The organism is Yimella lutea, from assembly GCF_006715095.1.
Taxonomy (GTDB): domain Bacteria; phylum Actinomycetota; class Actinomycetes; order Actinomycetales; family Dermatophilaceae; genus Yimella; species Yimella lutea.
The window spans coordinates 490,103-511,063 of the sequence record NZ_VFMO01000001.1 but is presented as its reverse complement, the minus strand read 5'-3'; the positions used below and the strand labels follow the sequence as shown (position 1 = coordinate 511,063).

The following is a 20,961-nucleotide window of genomic DNA, read 5'->3' as shown; positions in this document are numbered from 1 at the left end:
ACCGCACCTCTCTCGGGATGACGCGTCCCGACGAAGAACTGCCGGCGGGGAGTTCCTGACTCGCAGCGTTGGCTGCTCACAGTGGCGCGACCGTCCCCGACTTCCACGGGGTTCCTCGATCCGTCCGGCAATGGACGTTCCGGAGGCTACCCGACGGCGGGTCGGGTGCGGCGACTGGAGTAGAGGTGCGACTCGACGAAGCCCTCCGCGGCGAGCGCCCGCCCGACGATGATGACCGCGGCCTGCCGCAGCCCGTGGGCCTCCACTTGGTCGGCGATATCAGCGAGCGTGCCGCGCAGCACCAGTTCGTGCGGACCGCTCACCTGCGAGCCGACGACCACCGGGCAGTCGGCGCCGTAGTGCGGCACTAGTTCGTCGGCCAGTCGGCGCACGTGCCGGATCGCGAGGTGCAGCACCAGGGTCGCGCCGGTGGCGGCGAAGTTCGCGAGCGCCTCACCCTCGGGCATCTTCGTCGAATCCCGTTGTGCCCGAGTCAGCACCACCGACTGCGCCACCTCGGGCACGGTGAGTTCACGGCCGATGAGCGCGGCCGTTGCGGCGTACGCCGACACGCCCGGCGTGATCTTCCAAGGCACCCCCGCCGCATCGAGCCGGCGGGTCTGCTCGGCGACGGCCGAGTAGATCGTGGGGTCGCCCGAACACAGCCGCGCGACGTCCTTGCCCGCATCATGCGCCCGCACCATCACCGCGACGATGTCGTCGAGGTCGAGGTGTTGGGTGTCGACCAGCTCGGCATCCGGCGGGCAGTGCGAGAGCACCTCGTCGTCGAGGTAGGTGCCGGCGTACAGGCACACCGTGCACTGCGCGAGCAGGTTCGCGGCACGCAACGTGATGAGGTCGGCGGCGCCGGGTCCGGCGCCGATGAAGTGGACGGTCATGGGGTCTCCTTGGGCTTGCCGGCGCTCCATTGCACGACCGGCCGGGCCGGCGTCCACGACAGGTGGCGGCCGAGGGGGCGGGCGTGTTCGACGCTGATGCGGGTGAGTTCGCCGCCGTGTCTGCCGGCGGCGGCGACGAGGATCTGCTCGGTGTCGATGGTCACCGCATGGGCCACGAAGCGGCCGCCGCCGCGCAGCCGCCGCCACCCTCGTTCGAGAAGTTCGGCGGTGAGACCGCCGCCGACGAAGATCGCATCGGGCGTCTCGAGCTCGTCGAGTGCGTCGGCCGACCGGGCCTCCACCACCTCCAGCAGGTCGTCGACGCCGAGGCGAACACTGTTGCGGCGCAGCCGTTCTGCGCGCTCGGGATGCTGCTCGACGCTGACACAACGGGCGTCGCGGCCGGCGAGGCACCATTCGATGCCGACGCTGCCCGAACCGGCACCGAGATCCCACAAGAGCGCGCCGGGGGTCGGACGCAGGTGGCCGACGGCCGAGGCCCGCAGGTCGCGTTTGGTGATCTGGCCGTCGTGTTCGAAGCAGTCCTCGGCGCGCCCTGGTGCCGGCCCGTCGAGGGCTGCGTCGGTCGGCACCGCCACCGTGCACAGCACCAGATCGGGGGTGCGTTCGGCGCCCCAGCGGGCGGCGGTCGCCGTCCGGCACCCCTCGTCGGCGCCACCGAGATGCCACCACGCGGTCATCGCCGCATCGGCGCAGCCGGCGTCGACGAGCAGGTCGGCCAGGGCCGCCGGGGTGGTGCCGTCGGAACAGAGCACGATCAAGCGGGCGCCCGGCGCGAGCCGACGCCGCACCCGGTGCAGCGACCGCCCGACGACGGTCACCACCTCGCACGACTGCGCCGACCAGCCTGTCCGCGCCCGGGCCAACGCCACCGACGAGACGGCCGGATGCAGCCGCACGCCGTCGGCGCCGAGCAGCTCGATCAGGGTGCTGCCGATGCCCGAGAGCGTGGGGTCGCCGCTGGCCAGCGCGACCACTCGATCCGGCGGCAATTCGTCGAGGAGATGGGGCAATTCGGCCCGTAGCGGCGACGGCCACACCCGTCTGACCTGGCCTTCGACGGCGGGCAGGGAAGCCAGCTGGCGGCGTCCGCCGAGCACGACGGCGGCGTCGCTCACGAGACGCTGCAACCGCTGCGGAAGGTCGGCGAAACCCGCATCGGTGACCCCCACGACGTCGATCATGGGGCCTCACCCTAGGTCAGGGTCGCTGTGCCATGATGACCCGGACACCAACGAGGAATCCGGTGCAAATCCGGAGCGGTCCCGCCACTGTGAGCCGTCGGCCAACGCCGACAGCAAGCCAGGACGTCAGCGGTGTCGGCCCGGCCGAACCCGGCGTGGGTCCACCGCTATGACGAGCGTGGTAACTCGTCAGGAGGTTCGATCTCGTTGTCGCAGTTTCCTTTTGCGGCCATCGTCGGTGCCGACGACATGGCGCTCGCTCTCGTGCTCACCACCGTCTCGCCCGAGGTCGGTGGTGTGCTGGTGCGGGGCGAGAAGGGCACCGCGAAGTCGACCATGGTGCGCGCCCTCGCCGAGGTGCTGCCCGACGTCGAGGTGGTCGAGCGCTGCCGCTTCGGCTGCGACCCGCGCCGCGACGAGCGCTGCCCCGACGGCCCGCACGACGACGCGCCCACCCGGATGCGCCCGGCGCGACTGGTCGAACTCCCGGTCGGCGCGACCGAGGACCGAGTCGTCGGCTCGCTCGATCTGGGCAAGGCGCTCGCTGCCGGTGAGACCAGCTTCGAGCCCGGCCTGCTGGCGCAGGCGCATCGCGGCCTGCTGTACGTCGACGAGGTCAACCTGCTGCATGATCACCTGGTCGATCTCCTCCTCGACGCCGCCGCGATGGGCCGCAACACCGTTGAGCGCGATGGGGTTTCGGTTTCTCACGCCGCCCGCGTGACCCTTGTCGGCACGATGAACCCGGAGGAGGGTGAGCTGCGCCCGCAGCTGCTCGACCGCTTCGGGCTCACCGTCGAGGTGCGCGCCTCCCGCGACCCGCAGCACCGCGCTGAGGTGGTGCGCCGGCGGCTGGCGTTCGACGCCGACCCGATCGCCTTCGCCGACCGCTTTCGCCCCGAGCAGCAGAAGCTGCGCAGCCGACTGCACGACGCGTCGGCCCGGGTCGCCTCGGTGCGCCTCGGCGACCGCGCGCTGGCCACCATCGCCCGGGTGTGCGCCGGGTTCGACGTCGACGGCATGCGCGCCGACATCGTCACCGCCCGCGCAGCCCGCGCCCACGCCGCCTGGTGCGGGCGCGACGAGGTGACCAAGGACGACATCCGCGTGGCCGCGCGACTCGCGCTGCCGCACCGGCGTCGGCGCAACCCCTTCGACGCGCCGGGCCTCGACGAGGAACTGCTCGACCGGTTGCTCGACGAAGACCCCGACCCGGACGGCCCGGAGCCCGACGGCCCGCAAACGGACGAGTCCGGCGACGAATCCGCCGACGAATCTCCCGAGAGCCGAAACACCGGCGACGATGGCTCGTTCGGGCAGCCCACCGACGACCGGTCGACCACGCCCTCCGCGTCCGGCCCTGCCGGCGACAGCTCCGACGGGCCCAGCGACCACCCAACCGACGACCCGGCCGGCGACAACCAGAGCGACAACAACGCACCCACCGAACGCCCCAGCACCGTCGGCGTCGCCGCGCCGAATTCGGCGTTCCGAGCCCGCACATTCACCGTGCGCGGCATCGGCACCGGGTCTGCCGGGCGCCGCAGCGCCGCCATCACCTCCGCGGGTCGCACCATCGGGTCGACCCGCCGCGCCGACGGTGCACAGCGCCTCCACCTCCCGGCGACGATCACTGCCGCGGCCCCCCGACAACACGAACGCGGACGTCGCGACGGTCGGCTGCGGTTCGCCACCGACGACGTGCGCCTGCGCATCACCCAGGGCAAGGAGTCGAATCTCGTGCTCTTCACCGTCGACGCCTCCGGGTCGATGGGCGCACGGCAGCGGATGAGCGAGGTGAAGACCGCCGTGATGAGCCTGTTGGTCGACGCCTACCAGCGTCGTGACCGGGTGGGCGTGATCAGCTTCGCGGGCGCCGGCGCCAACCTGGTGCTGCCGCCCACCGGGTCGGTCGAGGCGGCGGCGCGCTGCCTCAGCGACCTGCCCCACGGCGGTCGCACCCCGCTGGCCGAGGGGCTGCTGCGCACTCTCGCCACGGTGCAGGTCGAGCGGCTGCGCGACCCGCACCGACGCCCCTTGGTGGTCGTGCTCACCGACGGCCGCGCGACCGCAGGGCCCGACGCCCTCGTCCGCGCTCGCGAGATCGCGACGGCCTGGCCGACCCTCGGCCTGCAGACCGTGGTCGTCGACTGCGAATCGGGACGCTTCCGGATGGGGCTCGCGGTCGACCTCGCGGCCCGGATGGGCGCCGAACACGTGCCGCTGGAACAAGTGGCCGCAACCGAGATCGTCGACGTGGTGCGCCGGTCGACCGGCGCCGGGAAGGCCGCCTGATGGTGCAAGGACAGACGCCCGTTGAGGCCAACGACGGGCTCACCACCCGGCAGCGGCGCAACCGCCCGCTGGTGATCGTGCACAGCGGCGCCGGCAAGGGAAAGTCGACGGCGGCCTTCGGGCTCGCACTGCGCGGCTGGAACCAGGGCTGGTCGATCGGGGTGTTCCAGTTCGTGAAGTCGGCAAAATGGCGCATCGGCGAGCAGGCCGCGCTCGAAGCGCTCGACCGGGTGCACCGCGAGACCGGCGAGGGCGGGCCGATCGAGTGGCACAAGATGGGCTCGGGTTGGTCGTGGTCGCGCAAGGCCGGCAGCGAGGACGACCACGCCGCCGCGGCCCGCGAGGGCTGGGCCGAGATCAAGCGGCGACTGCAGCAGCAGACCCACGGCCTGTACGTGCTCGACGAGTTCACCTACGTGCTCAAGTGGGGGTGGGTCGACGTCGACGACGTGGTGCGAACCCTGAACGAGCGCAACGGTTTTCAGCATGTTGTCATCACCGGACGCGACCCCCACCCGAAGCTGCTCGAGATCGCCGACCTGGCCACCGAGATGACCAAGATCGCGCACCCGTTCGATCAGGGTCAGAAGGGCCAGAAGGGCATCGAATGGTGACCCAGCCGCGGTTGGTGGTGGCCGCCGCGGCGTCGGGCCAGGGCAAGACGACCGTGTCGGTCGGCCTCATGGGCGCATTGCGGGCGCAGGGTCACGCCGTCGCCCCCGCCAAGTGCGGCCCCGACTACATCGACCCCGGCTACCACGACCTCGCCACCGGTCGACCGAGCCGCAACCTCGACCCGTGGCTCACCTCTCCCGAGCTCGTCGCGCCGCTGTTCCTGCGCGGATGCCTGCACCCGACACCCGCCGACGTCGCGGTGATCGAGGGCGTCATGGGGTTGTTCGACGGACGGCTGGGAGCCGACGGGTTCGCCTCCACCGCCCACGTCGCGGCGCTCACCGACTCGCCCGTGCTGCTCGTCGTCGACATCTCCTCGGCCGCGCGCACGGTCGGCGCGCTGGTGCGCGGCCTCGCCACCCACGACCCGGCGGTGCGGGTGGCGGGCGTGGTGCTCAACAAGGCCGGCAGCGACCGACACGCCGCCGAGGTGCGCCGCGCCGTCGAGCAGCAGGGATACCCGGTGCTCGGGGTGCTCCCCCGCGACGCCGGCATCAGCGCACCATCGCGCCACCTCGGGCTGGTGCCGGCGTCGGAACGGCACGACGCGCAGGCCTCGCTCGACCGCCTCGCCGAGCAGACCGCACAGCACATAGACATCGACGCGGTCTTCGAGATCGCTTGCACCGCGCCGCAGTTGGACGCCGAACCGTGGGCCCCACCGGTCGTCGACCGACCCGCTCGACGAGTGGCCGTCGCGGGCGGACGGGCGTTCACCTTCCACTACGCCGAGACCGCCGAGATGTTGGCGGCCGCCGGCTGCGAGCCGGTGCGCTTCGACCCGGACACCGACCGCGAGCTGCCGTCCGGCACCACCGGGCTCTACCTCGGCGGCGGGTTTCCCGAGGCGCACCTCGGCGCGCTCGCCACCAACACCCCGTTGCTGACCCAGGTGCGCGACGCGGTGTCGTCGGGTCTGCCGACGGTGGCCGAATGCGCCGGTCTGCTCTACCTGTGCGAATCGCTCGACGGCCGGCCGATGGCCGGGGTGCTGCCCACACGCGCCGCCATGCAGCCGCGCCTCACCCTCGGCTACCGCGACGCCACACTCACCGTCGACAGCCTGCTCGGTCCGGCCGGCACCACCGCGCGCGGCCACGAGTTCCACCGCACCCGCACCGACCCCGGTCACGGGACCGCGGCGGCCTGGCACTTCCCCAGCGGTCCCGAAGGCTTCGCCCTCGACCCTGCCCGCACCGGTCGCGCCACCGTGCATGCCTCCTACCTGCACACGCATTGGGCGGGAGTCCCGCGGCTTGCGGCGGCGTTCGCCGATGCGGTGCACGAGTTCGCACCGGTCGCCGACGCCCGACCGGTGCGCGACACGTGTCTCGTCAACCCACGCGCCGTCGATCTGCCCCCGTCGAACGATGCGCGCGTGCAGCCGGTTGACAGCAACGCACACCCCGGCGACGCGCCTCACGGCGACGCACATCACGGCGACGACGACGTCCGCGACCGTCCCGACCTCGTCGACCTCGCAGTCAATGTGCGCCTGCCCGCGCCGCCCGCCTGGTTGGCCCGCGAACTCGCCGACGGCATCCCCGGGCTCGGCGCCTATCCCGACGCGACGGCGGCCCGCGACGCGATCGCCCGCCGACACCGGGTCGACCCGTCGATGGTGCTGCCCACCGCGGGGGGCGCCGAGGCGTTCACCCTCATCGCCCGCGCGATCGAGGGCCGCACTCCGCTGATCGTCGAACCGCAGTTCACCGAGCCCGCCCAGGCGCTCGCGGCCGCCGGGCGCACCGCCGACCGGCTCGTGCTGCGCGCCGAACACGGGTTCGTGCTCGACCCGGCCGCTGTCGACCCCGCGGCCGACCTGGTGTTCGTGGGCAACCCGACCAACCCCACCGGTGTGCTCCACCCACGCACCACCACCCTGCACGCACTGCGCCGCCGCGGACGCGTGCTGGTGATCGACGAGGCGTTCGCCGACGCCGTGCCCGGCGAGACCGAGTCGTGCATCTCGCCCGACCCGGAGCAGCTGCAGTCGGTGCTCGTCGTGCGCTCGCTCACCAAGACCTGGGGCGTGGCCGGTGTGCGCGCCGGCTACGTGATCGGCGACCCACAACTCATCGAGCTGCTGCGCCGCCAACAGCCGCACTGGTCGGTGTCGTCGCCCGCGCTCACCGTGATGCTCGCGACGACGTCCGACCGTGCGCTGCGCGAGTCGGCGCAGGCCGCCCGTGACCTCGCCTCCGCCCGTGAGCATCTCGTTGGCGCGCTGGAGCGCCGCGGGCTGCGTCCGGTGCCCGGGGTGGCACCCTTCGTGCTCGTCGAAGTGGGCGACGGGGTGCGGGCAGCGTTGCGTCACAGCGGTTTCGCCGTGCGGCGTTGCGACACCTTCGCCGGCCTGTCCGACCGTTGGATCCGGGTTGCCGTGCGCGACCCGCACACCATCGACACCTTCCTGAGGGCGCTCGACGACGCTCTCGCCCTTACCCGTAGCGCCGCTGCCGCCACTCCCGAAGAGGTGCCCGCATGACCTTCTGGAAGCCGGGTGACCGTGCCCTGTTGCGCCGGCCGGGCGCCGATGCCGACTACGCCGTGCACCGTCTGCTGGAGGCCGGCTTACGGGTCGACGTCGAGACGCAGACACCCAGCCCCCGGCTGCTCGACCTGCAGTCGCGCGGACTCGTCGGGATCGCGGCGCACCCGGACCTCGACGACTACGCGGTGGTGCTGCGCGACGACGTCCGCCGCGCTGACGCGCCCACCAACGTGCCCACCGACGCGCCCATCGACAGCGCCCGGGTCGGACGGGTGACCCTCGTCGGCGGCGGCCCCGGACCCACCGAGCTGCTCACCGTCGCCGGACTCGCCGCCGTGCGGGAAGCCGACGTCGTCGTGTGCGACCGGCTCGCTCCGCTCGGTGCGCTGACCGGCATCAGCGCCGAAATCGTGCACGTCGGCAAGATCCCGCGCGGCGAGTTCACCCCGCAGGAACAGATCAACCGGCTGCTCGTCGAGCACGCCCAGCGCGGACGAAAAGTGGTGCGGCTCAAGGGCGGTGACAACTTTGTGTTCGGGCGTGGCGGTGAGGAGTGGAACGCCTGCCGTGCGGCAGGCATCGAGGTGCGTGTCGTGCCCGGGGTGAGCAGCGCCCTCGCGGCGCCGGCCCTCGCCGGTGTGCCGGTGACCCACCGCGACATCACGCAGGGTTTCGCCGTGGTCAGTGGGCACGTGCCGCCCGACGATCCGCGCAGCACCGTCGACTGGGCCGGCATCGCCCGCAGCGGCCTGACCCTGGTGGTGCTCATGGGCGTGGCGACCCTGCCCGCGATCTGCCGACGCCTGATCGATGCGGGCCTCGACCCGCACACCCCGGCGGCGTCGATCAGCGACGGTGGCCTGCCTAGTCAGCAGTCGGTGCGTGGCACGCTCGCCTCGATCGCGGCCGACGCCGAGGCCGCCGGCATCCGCGCTCCCGCCGTCACCGTCATCGGGGCGACAGTGGATGCGCTCGACGCCGCGAGCGTCGACCGGCTCGCAGCGGCCCGATGAGGGCGAGGCGTTCGCCGGCCGGGGCCGGTCTCCGGCTGGCCGTCGGCACCCTGACTGTGCTGCCGACCGGCGACATCGGCCCCGTCGACCGCCGCACCGCAGGGTGGGCGATGGCCCTTGCTCCGGTCGCCGCGCTGCCGGTGGCCCTCGGCGCCGCCGCGGTGACGTGGGCCGGCACCTGGCTCGACCTGCCGCCACTGGCGGTGGGCCTGTGCGCCGTGGCGACCACTTCGTTCGCCACCCGTGCGATGCACCTCGATGGTCTCGCCGACACGGTCGACGGCCTCGGCGGCGGATGGACCCGCGAACGAGCGCTGGAGATCATGCACCGCGGCGACATCGGACCGATGGGCGTCGTTGCGCTCGTGGTCGTGCTGGGTCTGCAGGCGGCCCTCATCGGCAGTCTCGCGTTACTCCCGTGGGGCGCTCTGGTCATCGCCGCGGGGGTCGTGGTCGGGCGAGCCTCGACCGTGCTCACTTGTCTGCGCGGTCTGCCCTCGGCGCGGCCCACCGGGATGGGCGCGACGGTCGCCGGCACGGTGTCGCGGCCTGTCGCCGCGGCGGTGCAGTCGGTCTCCGTGGCGCTGCTCACCGGCGCGGCCACGATGGCAGGTCTGCCCTGGTGGCAGGGAGCGCTGGCGGGAGCGGTCGCGGCGCTCGGCGTGCTGTGGCTGCTGCGGGTGTGTTGCCGCCGGTTTGGCGGGGTGAGCGGCGACATCATGGGCGCCGCGATCGAGCTGGCCACCACCATCGCGCTGCTCGTGCTGGCAGCGGGCGCACTGCGATGAAGACCCTCGTCACCGGTGGGGTGCGCTCGGGCAAGAGCGCCGCGGCCGAGGCGGCCGTATCCGCGATGTCGGCCGATCGCGCCGTCGTCTACGTGGCCACCGGACCCACCACCGACAACCCCGACTGGGCCGACCGCATCGCCGAGCACCGCGCGCGGCGCCCCACGGACTGGACGGTGCTCGAGACCACCGACCTGGCCGCCGCGCTCACCGACCGCACCGAGGCACTGCTCGTCGACTGCCTCGGCACCTGGCTCACCGCCCGCCTCGACACCCTCGCGGTGTGGGACGCGCCGTCCGCCGAGTGGGCGCGGGCGCTCGACGCAGAGTTCGACGCGGTGGTCGACGCGCTCGCCGCCCGCCGCGAACCCGCGGTGCTCGTGACCAACGAGGTGGGGCTGGGGTTGGTGGCGCCGCACCGGTCGGGACGCATCTTCGCCGACAGCCTGGGCCGGCTCAATCAACAAGTGGCGGCCGTCTGCGACCGCGTGGTGTTGGTGGTCGCCGGACAGTCGCTGGTGATCAAGTGAGCACGCGCGCCGCGGGTCTGCTCGCCGGATACCTCGCCGACCGCGTGCTCGGCGATCCGCGGCGGCTGCACCCAGTGGCCGGATTCGGCTGCACCGCAACCGCATTGGAGAAGCTCACCTACCGACCGACGCGGGTGGCCGGAGCGGCGCACGTGTGCGTGCTGGTCGGTGCCGTGGCGTTCGCCGGACGGTTGCTGCCGCGGCACACAGTGGTCGTCGCGGCGGCCACGTGGACGGTGCTCGGCGGCCGATCGTTGGAGCGTGAGGCGCTCGCGGTACACGACCTGCTGGCCCGCGGCGACCTCAACGGCGCGCGGGTGCGGGTGCGTAACCTGGTCGGTCGCGACACCAGCGGCCTCGACGCAGCCCAGGTGGCGCGCGCCGCAGTGGAGTCGGTGGCCGAAAACGGTTCGGACGCCGTCGTCGCGCCGCTGTTCTGGGGTGCGTTGGCCGGCACGCCGGGGTTGCTTGCCCATCGCGCGATCAACACCCTCGACGCGATGATCGGCCATCACACGCCCCGATACGAGCAGTTCGGTTGGGCCGCAGCCAAACTCGATGATCTCGCCAATTGGCCGGCGGCGCGGGTGAGCGTGCTGTGCACCATGCTGGTGCACCCCCGCCGCGCGCGCTCGATCGTGGCCACGGTGCGGCGCGACGCGCCCGCCCACCCCAGCCCGAACGCCGGCCCGGTGGAGTCGGCGTACGCTGCCGCCCTCGGTGTGCGACTCGGCGGCACGAACAGTTATCACGGCGCGGTCGAGCACCGCGGGGTGCTCGGCGACGGACGGGCCGTCGCGCCCGATGACCTGCTGCGCGTCGTCCGGCTGCACCGCCGAGTGTGCGGCGCAGCTCTTGCGCTGAGCGTTGCCGCGTCGCTCGGCGTCTCAGCGCTGCGAAGCTGATGGCGACGCCCGGACCGTCTCTGCGGCGGTCGCTGGGACAACGCCTCACTGTTTTCAATCTCGCTGGAGCTGCGATCACTCATCTGCCGTACCCCTGGACCAGGGTGTTGATCGATTCCGGGTGCAATGGCCGACCAGTCGGCTTGTTCCCTTTGGTCACTCCTTGGAAAACAGGCCTGGTGATGCCGCGGGCTCGAGACAGACGCTCAGCGCGGTGGCCGGGAACCGGTGAGGGTTACCGGAACGTGGAAGGCCACAAATTCGGCTTCGGTGCCGTGAACCGCACCGCATCCGTGGCCGCTGGTGCCCGTGCGACCGTCCCCGAGACAGAGTGCGTTGAGGGCGTCGGAGGTGAGTTGGTCAGCGCGTGCATGACGCACTCCCACGGCCTGTTACACGCCATTCCATGCATTATCCCGTGTAATAGGAACGGTGGGGGATGGGCGATTTCTTCGGACACTGAGCAACGGAAGTATGAAGGTAGAGGCGACTACTCCCGCTCGGCGGCGCGGCTGCGACGTCGGAAGGATTGCCCGTACTACCCGCGCAGCTCCGGAAGCTCGGGCACGCCGAAAGGCTCCAAGGTTCGGCGACGATCTTTGTCTCTGCAGGTAGACGGTTCTTCAAGAAGAGGCGCGGCGGCAGCTTGGATGGGGATCGCAGATTCACCTGGGCGACTTCGCCTCGGCCGAGGGCGCCCAATACCTCGGGTGCGTTATCCGCGACTAGTTCCGGGTAATAGTAGCTAAGGGGTTCGTCTAGAATAATGACAGCTTGGTCACCTTGGTCTTTGAGGAGATCGAGCGTCCACTCGAACGGCGTGCGTTCAAACATTAGTTTGCTCGGGTTTTCGATGAAGCTGACGAACGTTTCGTCGTTTAAAGCCTCTGGGAGAATGTTTACGGGCTCATCACAGATGAGGGTGTAGGAGTTCCTGGCGCGTCGGTCCGGGGGTGAGGGTCGAGGTCTCCCGATGATGAGAGTTCTGACGCAACTCATCTGGAAGACCTCGACGTGCACAACGCTACCTTCACGACGCCTGACCTGACTACGTTCTGCCGCCTGGATGAGCTTGGTCTCCTCGCGACGGGTCAACGTCTTGAACCAGGCCGGGCGGTGCTGACGTGCCGGGTCGTTGAGGATGACCGGTGGTGTCACCGGTGCGGCTGCGAAGGGACCCCGCGGGGCAGCGTGGTCCGCCGGTTGGCCCACGAACCGTTCGGGTGGCGACCAACGACACTGCTGGTCACGGTACGGCGGTACCGGTGCACCGAGTGTGGGCATGTGTGGCGCCAAGACACCAGCCTCGCGGCCGAACCGCGAGCCACCTTGTCGCGGCGTGCGATGGCGTGGGCACTTGCCGCGATCGTGTGTCAGCACCTGACCGTCGCCCGGGTCGCTGAAGGACTCGGCGTTGCCTGGAACACCGCGAATGACGCGGTCCTCGCCGAGGGGTACCGGGTGTTGATCAACGACCCGGCCCGGTTCGAAGGTGTCACCGCGATCGGGGTCGATGAACACGTCTGGCGCCACACTCGGCACGGCGACAAGTACGTCACGGTGATCATCGATCTGACCCCGATCCAGGACGGCACCGGGCCAGCACGGTTGTTAGACATGGTTCCCGGCCGATCCAAGGCCGTGTTCAAGACTTGGCTCGCCGACCGTGACCCAGCGTGGCGTGAGACGGTGCAGGTCGTCGCGATGGATGGGTTCACCGGCTTCAAAACTGCTGCTACCGAAGAACTCCCGGACGCGACCACGGTGATGGACCCGTTTCATATCGTCCGGTTAGCCGGTGACGCCCTGGACAAGTGCCGGCGCCGGGTCCAGCACGAGCTGCACGGCCACCGGGGTCGGGCCGGTGACCCTTTGTACCGTGCGCGGCGCACGCTGCATACCGGAGCGGACCTGCTCACCGACCGGCAGCAGGACCGCCTCACCGCGTTGTTCGCGGTCGAGGAGCATGTGGAAGTTGAGTGCACCTGGGGCATCTACCACCTGAGTTGGGTCAAACGCTTAGTGCCTTGAGGGCGGGCGTTCCAGCGCCTCGATGATCTCGGCTTCGTCGCTGTTCAGTGCGGGTGGGATGGTCGTGACGACGCCGTTGATTTCGATGGTGGCTGAGCGCAGTGGTTTGAGGGCGCGCAGGACACGGCGCAGGGACAGCCCGGTCCGGGCTTGTACTTCGCGGCTGACGGCGAGGGCGGTGAACACGATGGTGAGGTGGGCCTCGATCGCGTCGCGGGTGCGGGCGAACATGGGCCGGGCGCGCAGGTCGGTCTTGGACATCCGGAATGATTGCTCGACGTGCCACAGGTCGTGGTAGCTGGCGATCACTTCGCTCGCGGGCATCAGTTCGGCCGGGATGTTGGTGACGTACCCCTTGAGCCCGACCAGCCGGCGTGCCCTCGCCAGTGACGCCTCATCCAGCGTGCGTGAACCGTTGGTGGTTTTGACGAATCGTGGTGTCCGCGCGGCCTTTTCACCGGCGACGACGGCCTTGGCGCGGTTCTCCTGCAGGGTCAAGGTGGTGCTGTCCCGGGCGGCGCGTTTCGCGGAGTACGCCCACACTGCCCGCCACGACCCGGGATGCTGCTCCCGATCCCACACCGGTTCCGCCTTGAGGTTCGGGTCGTTCTCGACCGTGTGCCCGGTCCGTGGGGTGAGGGTATCGATGAGCTGCCCGTCGGTGAACGCGTCACCGTGCCACCGGAAATGAGACTCCAGATCCTTGGGTGCCTTGGTCACCCGGGAGCCCACGATGAACCGCAAGTTCGCCTCGTCGAGGGCTGTGAGGTTGGACGTGGACAGCATCCCCGCGTCGGCGACCACGACCATGTCCGCGATGTTGTGGCGTTCCTGGAACTGCTTGACGATCGGGATGATCGTGGCCGTCTCGGCCTTGTTGCCTTCGAAGCAGCCGATCTCCAGCGGGAACCCTTCCCGGTCGACCAGCAACCCGACCACGATCTGCGGGTCGACCCGCCGCTCCTTGGAATACCCGACCTTACGCAGGCCGTCCTCCTTCTCCGCCTCGAAGTAGAGCGTGGTGACGTCGTACAACACCAACGACACATCACCGCTGGTGCAGGCGTGCTCGAAACAGGCCACCGCGACCTGGTCGCGGTACGAGCCCTGATGCGCCCGCCGCAACGTCCGCTTCCGCGTCGACAGACTCACCGCTCGCCGCCCCAACTCGGCCAGGACCCGGTCCACATCGAGCAGGCTCGTCGGCTCCACGACCCGAGCGATCACCAAGTCCCGGAAGATGTCATCGGCCACGACATCGAAACCCAGGTCCGTGTACACCCCGGCCAGGGCCCCGTACAGCAGCCCCGAGGACGTCTTGAGCACCCGTGACCTCGACACCATCGGCCGAGCCGCTGACACCGCTGGCACTGCCGACACTGCCGACGATGGCTCGGGGTCCATGAACAGCCCCGACGGCCGCGCCGCGGGCACCATCACCGCCTTCGCGGCCACCGGCGTGATCCCGAGGTCCAGCACCCCCTGCCGGTCATCGGCGAGCAGAGCCCGCGCCTGCTCCATCAGCAACCCGAGGTCGGCCTCGTTCCTGGCGGACCCGACATGACGCACGATCCGACGCCGACCGTTGACCGACTCAGCGATCTGCACCGCGGTCGCTCCCGAGGCCGTCCGCACCCGCCGAATCCACACCACCGCGCGACCCTCACCATCGAATTAGTGCCTTAGCGACACACTAATCGTCGGCATCCCCGCAGGTCACAGCGATTCAAACCCCTCGAATCCATCAAAGTGACCCAACTCAGGCCAGATTCTGCGTATGGTCCGACACGACGCGAGCCTAACCGGACCGAACTGGTTCGCGGGCAGCTATCGATCAAGATGCCTGATGGCTGCGTACCGGCGTCATCGTCGCCGACCGTAGGAATCCAAGCTACAGCTCCACCGGATTATCTGCCGTGCCCAGTTCGGCCCAGAACTTTCCGAAATCGCTCAGGCCTGCCAGGGGTGACGATTGCGCCAAGCCGACGATGCCGGCCACGACTGATTGCACCATCTGAGGATCGCCTGATTCCATCGCCTGGTCGAGTCGCACGAACAACTCACCACCGGTCTTGGCGCGCTCTTCGAAGACCCTGTCGAAGTACTGTCTTAGTGTGTTCTCAGCGGCTTGAATTCGATCGACCTGAACCCTTTCGGCTGCACCAATCGCTGCGCGCTTGGTCGATTCCTCCTGCCGGATCTTTCCGTAATCATGGGCTGCGTGCACGATCTCCCGCAGTGCAGAGAGTGCATCCACTGCCGGCACGGGAGAAGCCTTCGCCCCTCGGACGATCTTGCCGACCACTGCGGGCTTGTCAGACATCTTCAGCATCCTTCGTCATCGTCCGGTACTTCATCGTCAAGCCGGTCGTCTCTGCGTTCAGCCCGCCAGTTTCATCGACAACTTCCGCGCTCGCCACTTCGACGATCCCCTTCGCAATGTCGAGAACTTGCTGCAGAGTTGCGCCATCACGTTCCGGCTCGAAAGGCTCCACGGATTCGAGTCGATCCAGGAGCGGCGAGGCCCTCTCGACCAGGCCGCCCAGGAGCGAGGACAGCTCTGCCGCTCGCGCTTCGATCGCGTCGAGCTGAACTATCTTGAGCCGAAGGTCCTCGATGGCGGTGTTCACCGTTGCCTCATTCTCACGAGCCTTCGTTCTGGCTTTCTGTCCCTGACCGGCTACAACCAGACCGCTCACGAGCAGTGCAGGCCCCAGCGTCACCACGTTCAGTGCCGCTGCCCCGGCAGCCATGCCTCCACCGCCACTGGCAAGGCTTCCTCCGCCGAGGGCGGCAAGCGTCGCATTCGTCGCGGCGGCGCCTCCAAGGGAGGAGATCGCGGTACCCGTGCTCGCCGAGCCAACACCCATGACCAGACCGGTGAGACCTGCGTTGATCCCGACACCGGTGGCGCCGGAACCGATGATCCCTCGCATCCATGAAACCGCGTCCTGGCCCAGTCGAGCATCGAGCGCGACCTGCTCGTCCTTCGACTCGAGACCATCGATAAGCAACTTGTCCTTGTTAGTGACGTGCTTCTCGTTACGACGAAGAAAATCAGCAAACCTGCGGACGACTGCACGGTGCGCGAACTCCTGACAAGCGCCCAGTTGATTCAGTACCTCATTCGTGGCCCGAACGCGCTCCCCGGCGTACTCACGTTCCTTTTCGTAACGCGCCCCAGCCTCCCGAATAACGGATTGCGCCTTCTTGAGGTCGTAGCCGCCCTTCAAGCCGAAGCAGGCGCCGGTCGCTCCGGTCGAAGCACCTATGCCCCACAGGACCAACGGGACAAGGGGAAGAACCATGATCGACTCCAGCGGGTGGGTACATCGGGATTGTGACTGTACTGGTGGACGACGACGTAACAGTGCGGTTTCGGAGAACCTCCGTGCCTATAACCTGCTTACCAGGCTCCCAGCAAGGTGGACATCGCTCCGAACCAACTCACGGCGAGCACATCCCTGGCTCTCGTGGATGCAACGTAGAGCAACGAACGCTCGCGCAACATGGCATCGACGAAATCCTCGTCGCTCGCCTTGTAGTCCTTCAGCCCGTGCGGCACCGAACCCTCGTGTACACCGAACAACAGCACGTGCGTGAACTCGAGCCCCTTCGCACGGTGCATGGTCATCACCAGAGGCATTCCGGGCTTCGCGTTCTCCTGGTCGACCGACCGCACCTGAAGCCCTCGCTCGGCGAGGCCGCTGACGACGGACTGCCGACGGTACTTGTCACGGACAAGGACGGCGATCGCTTCGGGCTTGGGAGCACGATCGCTCTCGCCGTCACCGGACGGTAGCCATGTACGGATCAATTCGGCTGCCTGGTCAAGCTCCTTACTCATTGATGCGGTGGGCAGCAGGCGAGGAACTGGCCCCGAACGCGCCGAGTGATAGGGGTGCTTCTCGCTCTCGCCTTCGAGGTCGGTGAAGTCTCCGCCAGCGAGAATGTGCATGGCCCAGTCGAGGTTCTGTGCCGTGGTCCGATAGTTCAAGGTGAGCCGTCGTGCACGGCCGCGGATCTGGATCCCGACGTGTGACAGGACGACCTTCTGTCCGTAGATCCTCTGGTGCGAGTCCTCACAAATGAACAGGTCGTCCCGCCCCTCGGCGACGACCGCTCTCAGGAAACGCAACTGGGACAGGTTCAGGTCCTGCGCTTCGTCGACGACCACGTGATCGAAGAACGTCCGTTTGTTCGACTCGAGCCAGGCCGCGGCAATCTCCGCCTTCTCCTGCCAGTCCGTGGTGTCGTTCGCTCGCGCGAGCATGCGGTACTCGGTGATCACCTTCCACACCTCGAGCCGCTTGGCGCGGTCCAGCGCAGCACCGCGACCAGTTCGTCGCACCCGGACGTACCCGGTCGAGGTGGTGATTCGATTCGGAAGGACGATCAGCCCGTACTCGGCGCTCATGAACGCGGACGTGAGCAGATCGGCAGGAAGGTCGGCGTCGGCGTTGTCGATGGCTTCCTTCCAGAGCTCGCCGCTCGTCGGTGTGCCGAGAACGGTTCGACTGTCCCCCAACACTTTTGCCGTCGCTTCGTCCAAACCACTCCCGGCAGCCTGCAGGACCGCACGGACGGTCTGGTCCACGCCCTTCACGTGGACCCCGGCCGAATCGAGGGAGTTCTGCAAGGTGATCGATTCGTCGAGCTGTCGCAGTCCCTGCGCCAGGTCCTCGGCGAGATTTCGGGTGTAGGTGGTCAGCAGCACCCGAGCCTTCGGGTTCTCCTGGGCCAGGCGCCACGTGCGGTGCAGCGCGACCACGGTCTTTCCCGTTCCCGCGCCGCCCGAAAGACGGAACGCTCCCTTGTACGCACCGTCGGCGTACTTGCGCTGTTCCGGGTGAAGGAACAGACGCCACGCGACCAGGTCACCGGCCTCGACGATGCGACGCAGTTCCTCGTCGTCGTCGATCCAGTGGAAGGACGCCTGTGCCGCTGGGTGCTTGAGGCTCCGGATGAGCTTCTCGTCCTCGGTGCCGTCGCCGACGTCGACCTTCTGGTCGAGCCCCATCTTCGACCGCGCCTCGTCCACCGGCGTACCGGTGGCGAGGTCCAGGAGCATCTGGGCCTGCCACTCGACGTCCACCGTCTCGATCAGGCTCAGTAGGTCGCCCTCGGTCGTCACTGCCATCGCTGCCGACGCAAGCTGCTCGTCGATGCCGAGCTCGGTGTGCAACACATCGGCGGTCAGGCCGGCAGGCCAGCTCGGTGCACTCTCCGCCTCAGGAACGACCGACGGCGCCGGAACAGTCGGCGCAGTCTCGACCGGGACGTCGGACGACGGCTCCGTCTCGACGGCAGGCTTCGCCGCAGCCGCCTTCACACTGCTGACCACGCTCGTGATCTCGGGCACCCCGTTGATGGGGTTCATCGACAGGTGGACGCTCTCGGCGATCTTGTTCGCCTTGTCGTGCGGCCACACACCGTGGATCACGTACACCGGATCGTCCTGACCGACGATCTTGAACAGCACGCACCGGTAGTTGTCATCGACCCGGCCGGTACGCACCCGCGAATCGACCGATCCCTGAATGGGTTCGATGTGAAGGCCGGGAAGTGTGTCGTCCTCCTGCAGTTTCTCCAGGAAGGCGAACGCCTTCTTCTTCATGGACGGGTCGAGTCCGTCCTTGACCTTGCTGAGAATCAGAAGAGGCATCGGGTCACTTCCTGCTGTCGATCAGAACGGCGCGGACTTCGTCGATGAGTGCACCGAGGTCGGAATCGGCGGTCGCTCGGAGCACGGTCCAGCCGCGACCACGAAGCTCGTCGGCGTCCTCGTCGGGAGCTTCGCCGTCGAGCAGCACCAGCTTCCGTTCGCGCCAGACGGCGTCGGCCATGACACCGGAGAGTTCGACCATCATGTCCGCCGAAGGCAGACCCGCCTGCGACATCGCGCCGACGGCTTCGACCACCGACGGTCCGACGTCACCGAGGTCCACGCCGGCCCAATCGCCGGAGAGCGTCGCTGACGGCTGCGCAGACTGTTCGCCACCGACCAGTGAGGTGACGGTGATCCGCGCGTCGATGTCGGCCGCGTGGGCGAGGACGTTCGAAAGTCGCAGCCACTCCCGCCAGGACTGCGCGTGGGACGGGTCCGCCAATGCCTCGTCGGAGTCGTCCAGGACGAGTGCGACTTCGGTGGCGCTGATGCCTTGGATGCGCGCAACCAGCGCGACGTGCGGCATCCGGTACACGATCGCCTTCGGGCCGTTGGACGGAAACTCCCGATCGGCATCGGCGACAAGTTCCGCTGCGACAGAAGCAAGGTCCTCGTCGGGATGGATCGAGCGTGAGCCACCGCCCGGTTGCTGGGACAACAACAGAGGAAGCACACGCGCAAGCACTCCACGGGGTGCCGACAATGGATCGCTGACGACGCCCGTCAGCAGGCCCAACGAACCCGCCACGAGTTCGTCCCGTGCGGCCTTCGAGATGCCGGCACCGACCGGGGTGGCCATCCGCTTGGAGACGAGGCCTTCATCGAGCCACTCCGGGGCCGGCGGTTCGTCGAGGTCCGACCATGGAATCGAGATGACTCGAATCCCCTTGGCTCGCAAGACCTCCCGCTTGACCGCATCATCCGCGAGGTTGTTGTGGACGGCGGACGCATGGAACGCCTTGCCGTCCGTGTAGATCGCGTAGTCGGGGACGCCGGGCGCCGTGAGCATGAAGTCCGGACGTGTCCCGTGGGTCAGTACCTGCGGGCGCAGCACCCACTCCCGGGACGCTGCCGAAATGCGGAGCTCGACGCCGTTGGTGCCGGTCACCTGCTTCACCGGGGCGACGCCGTCCATGCGCTCGGCGAACTTCGTTCGGAACTGTTGTTCGAAGCTCGACTCGCCCCAACCCGGGTCGACCGGTTTGTCGACCACGCTCCACGACGGGTCGTCCAGTTCCAGTGCAGCGAACGACTGCTCGGCGTCGGTCGCGAGCAGGACACGGAGTGCCCGGATCGCGTCCAGTCGAGTTGCAACGGAAGGGAATCGGGTGAACGGCAGCAGACAGCGGTGGCAGGAGGCGCGGTCCTCGAACTGACACGGACAGTCCTCGAGCGCACGAGCGGCACGAACGAGGATCGCCCAGAGCCGAGCCGGCGAGACCAGATCCGTCAGGTAGCCGGTTCCTCCGGGCACCGTGTCGTGCAGGAGAAGCGCGTCGCGCACATTGCCTTCGGCATCGCCGAGTGGATGGGGAACGACCTCGATACGCAAATGGTCGGGCGATCCGCCCATCGTCTCCCGCAGACCGAGCAGCAACGCAGCCTGAAGGCTCGGGACGCTGTAAGGGTCGGCCGTGACGCTGGGCGGCAGACTGATGGCCACACCCTGGGTCATCAACTCGCGGTACAACGCGAGCTGTCGCGTGTGTTCGGTCGTGGACGTGCGATGCGTACACCAGCCACGGTGTTCTCTGGGCGAATTGGTGCCCGCAGCGCCGTCGAGCTTTCCGCATGCAGCACAGACCCGGAACAGTGGCGCGGCCAGTTCACGGCCGGCGAGCATTCGAGTGCTGGGTGCGTTCGTCGAGCGTCCGAGGTTGAACCAGCGCACCGGCAACCGGCGGTAATGGGGCACCCCGAGGCCGACCTGCTCCACCGACCACTGCCCGACGAGCCTGGCGGGATCGAAGTCGACGGCCGTCAACACCTCGAACCGGGTCGAGTGCCGCTCGTCGCTGTTGTCGCTGATCTTGGCGTCGTAACGACGGATCTCCGAGAACACTCGTCTCAGCCGGACGGCTTCGAAGGGCTGACCGGTGTCCGCGATGCCTGCACTGCCGCACTGCGGGCACGAGCCGGGCGACGGGGACGTCGGTGTCACGGTCGCGTGATGGCCGCAGGTGTTGCACAGGACGTGGGTGGCGATCTCGGTCTGATCCTGGCTGACCTCGATACCGTCGACCCGCATCTCCAGGCCGTGCGCGTAGAGGCTGGTGCCGGGCGCGAGTTCGGTGAGGGCTCGGGCCGATCCTCGATCGATCACCATCGAGTCGCTTCCGAAGCGCTCGGTATCGGGATCGATCCAGGAGATCTGGACGTCGAGTTCCACCTTGTCGTCGAGCAAGGAGAGTTGGGCAGCAGGCCACGCATCTCCAGCCCACCGATCCACGGGGCGTTG

The 20,961-nt window shown here is 68.8% G+C and carries 14 protein-coding genes, 1 pseudogene and 2 riboswitches; of the genes and pseudogenes, 8 read left to right on the top strand and 7 right to left on the bottom strand.

The features are described 5' to 3' along the window. Nucleotides 1-29: 29 nt before the first annotated feature. Nucleotides 30-170: riboswitch (cobalamin riboswitch) on the bottom strand. Both cobM and cbiE read right to left on the bottom strand, forming a co-directional pair. Continuing rightward, complete coding sequence (gene cobM / locus FB459_RS02355) at nucleotides 147-899, bottom strand: precorrin-4 C(11)-methyltransferase (protein WP_170221655.1); 753 nt, start codon at nucleotides 897-899, stop codon at nucleotides 147-149. Its footprint overlaps the riboswitch before it by 24 nt. Beyond that, a complete protein-coding gene (gene cbiE, locus FB459_RS02350) occupies nucleotides 896-2,104 on the bottom strand; it encodes a precorrin-6y C5,15-methyltransferase (decarboxylating) subunit CbiE (protein ID WP_141927329.1) in 1,209 nt (402 codons plus the stop codon). The genes cobM and cbiE overlap by 4 nt, the downstream gene beginning before the upstream one ends. Beyond that, nucleotides 2,101-2,312: riboswitch (cobalamin riboswitch) on the top strand. Its footprint overlaps the gene before it by 4 nt. Here cbiE and FB459_RS02345 point away from each other — a divergent pair. From FB459_RS02345 to FB459_RS02310, 8 genes and pseudogenes are all read left to right on the top strand, one after another. Beyond that, complete coding sequence (locus tag FB459_RS02345; RefSeq protein WP_170221654.1) at nucleotides 2,312-4,399, top strand: VWA domain-containing protein; 2,088 nt, start codon at nucleotides 2,312-2,314, stop codon at nucleotides 4,397-4,399. It overlaps the preceding riboswitch by 1 nt. Continuing rightward, the gene (cobO, locus tag FB459_RS02340; protein WP_141927328.1) at nucleotides 4,399-5,013 is read left to right on the top strand and encodes a cob(I)yrinic acid a,c-diamide adenosyltransferase; all 615 of its coding nucleotides are present in this window, start codon (nucleotides 4,399-4,401) and stop codon (nucleotides 5,011-5,013) included. The genes FB459_RS02345 and cobO overlap by 1 nt, the downstream gene beginning before the upstream one ends. After that, on the top strand, nucleotides 5,007-7,562 hold the full coding sequence (gene cobBC, locus FB459_RS02335) for a bifunctional hydrogenobyrinic acid a,c-diamide synthase/histidinol phosphate aminotransferase CobBC (RefSeq protein ID WP_141927327.1): 2,556 nt from the start codon (nucleotides 5,007-5,009) through the stop codon (nucleotides 7,560-7,562). The genes cobO and cobBC overlap by 7 nt, the downstream gene beginning before the upstream one ends. Beyond that, a complete protein-coding gene (gene cobA, locus FB459_RS02330; RefSeq protein WP_141927326.1) occupies nucleotides 7,559-8,581 on the top strand; it encodes a uroporphyrinogen-III C-methyltransferase in 1,023 nt (340 codons plus the stop codon). Before cobBC ends, cobA begins: the two co-directional genes overlap by 4 nt. Beyond that, nucleotides 8,578-9,369 (top strand): adenosylcobinamide-GDP ribazoletransferase, encoded by a 792-nt coding sequence (locus FB459_RS02325; protein WP_141927325.1) that lies wholly within the window; start codon nucleotides 8,578-8,580, stop codon nucleotides 9,367-9,369. The genes cobA and FB459_RS02325 overlap by 4 nt, the downstream gene beginning before the upstream one ends. Next, nucleotides 9,366-9,899 (top strand): bifunctional adenosylcobinamide kinase/adenosylcobinamide-phosphate guanylyltransferase, encoded by a 534-nt coding sequence (gene cobU, locus FB459_RS02320; RefSeq protein ID WP_141927324.1) that lies wholly within the window; start codon nucleotides 9,366-9,368, stop codon nucleotides 9,897-9,899. Before FB459_RS02325 ends, cobU begins: the two co-directional genes overlap by 4 nt. Next, entirely contained in the window at nucleotides 9,896-10,804 is a 909-nt protein-coding gene (cbiB, locus tag FB459_RS02315; RefSeq protein ID WP_246092290.1) for an adenosylcobinamide-phosphate synthase CbiB, read from the top strand. Before cobU ends, cbiB begins: the two co-directional genes overlap by 4 nt. A 1,014-nt stretch (nucleotides 10,805-11,818) precedes the next feature. Then, nucleotides 11,819-12,802 (top strand): annotated as a pseudogene (locus FB459_RS02310) (ISL3 family transposase); the annotation flags it as partial. A gap of 21 nt (nucleotides 12,803-12,823) precedes the next feature. On the opposite strand, the gene FB459_RS02305 reads toward FB459_RS02310, so the two are convergent. The 5 genes from FB459_RS02305 to FB459_RS02285 all read right to left on the bottom strand — a co-directional run bounded on the left by FB459_RS02305 (nucleotide 12,824) and on the right by FB459_RS02285 (nucleotide 20,952). Beyond that, complete coding sequence (locus FB459_RS02305; RefSeq protein ID WP_141927224.1) at nucleotides 12,824-14,488, bottom strand: IS1634 family transposase; 1,665 nt, start codon at nucleotides 14,486-14,488, stop codon at nucleotides 12,824-12,826. Nucleotides 14,489-14,726: 238 nt separating this feature from the next. Beyond that, entirely contained in the window at nucleotides 14,727-15,158 is a 432-nt protein-coding gene (locus FB459_RS02300) for a hypothetical protein (protein WP_141927323.1), read from the bottom strand. Then, a complete protein-coding gene (locus tag FB459_RS02295; RefSeq protein ID WP_141927322.1) occupies nucleotides 15,151-16,143 on the bottom strand; it encodes a hypothetical protein in 993 nt (330 codons plus the stop codon). The genes FB459_RS02300 and FB459_RS02295 overlap by 8 nt, the downstream gene beginning before the upstream one ends. A 98-nt stretch (nucleotides 16,144-16,241) precedes the next feature. After that, entirely contained in the window at nucleotides 16,242-18,500 is a 2,259-nt protein-coding gene (locus tag FB459_RS02290) for a 3'-5' exonuclease (RefSeq protein WP_141927321.1), read from the bottom strand. A 4-nt stretch (nucleotides 18,501-18,504) separates the two neighbouring features. After that, nucleotides 18,505-20,952 carry a DUF1998 domain-containing protein gene (locus FB459_RS02285; protein WP_141927320.1) on the bottom strand — a complete coding sequence of 816 codons (2,448 nt, stop codon included), beginning with the start codon at nucleotides 20,950-20,952 and terminating at the stop codon, nucleotides 18,505-18,507. Nucleotides 20,953-20,961 lie beyond the last annotated feature (9 nt).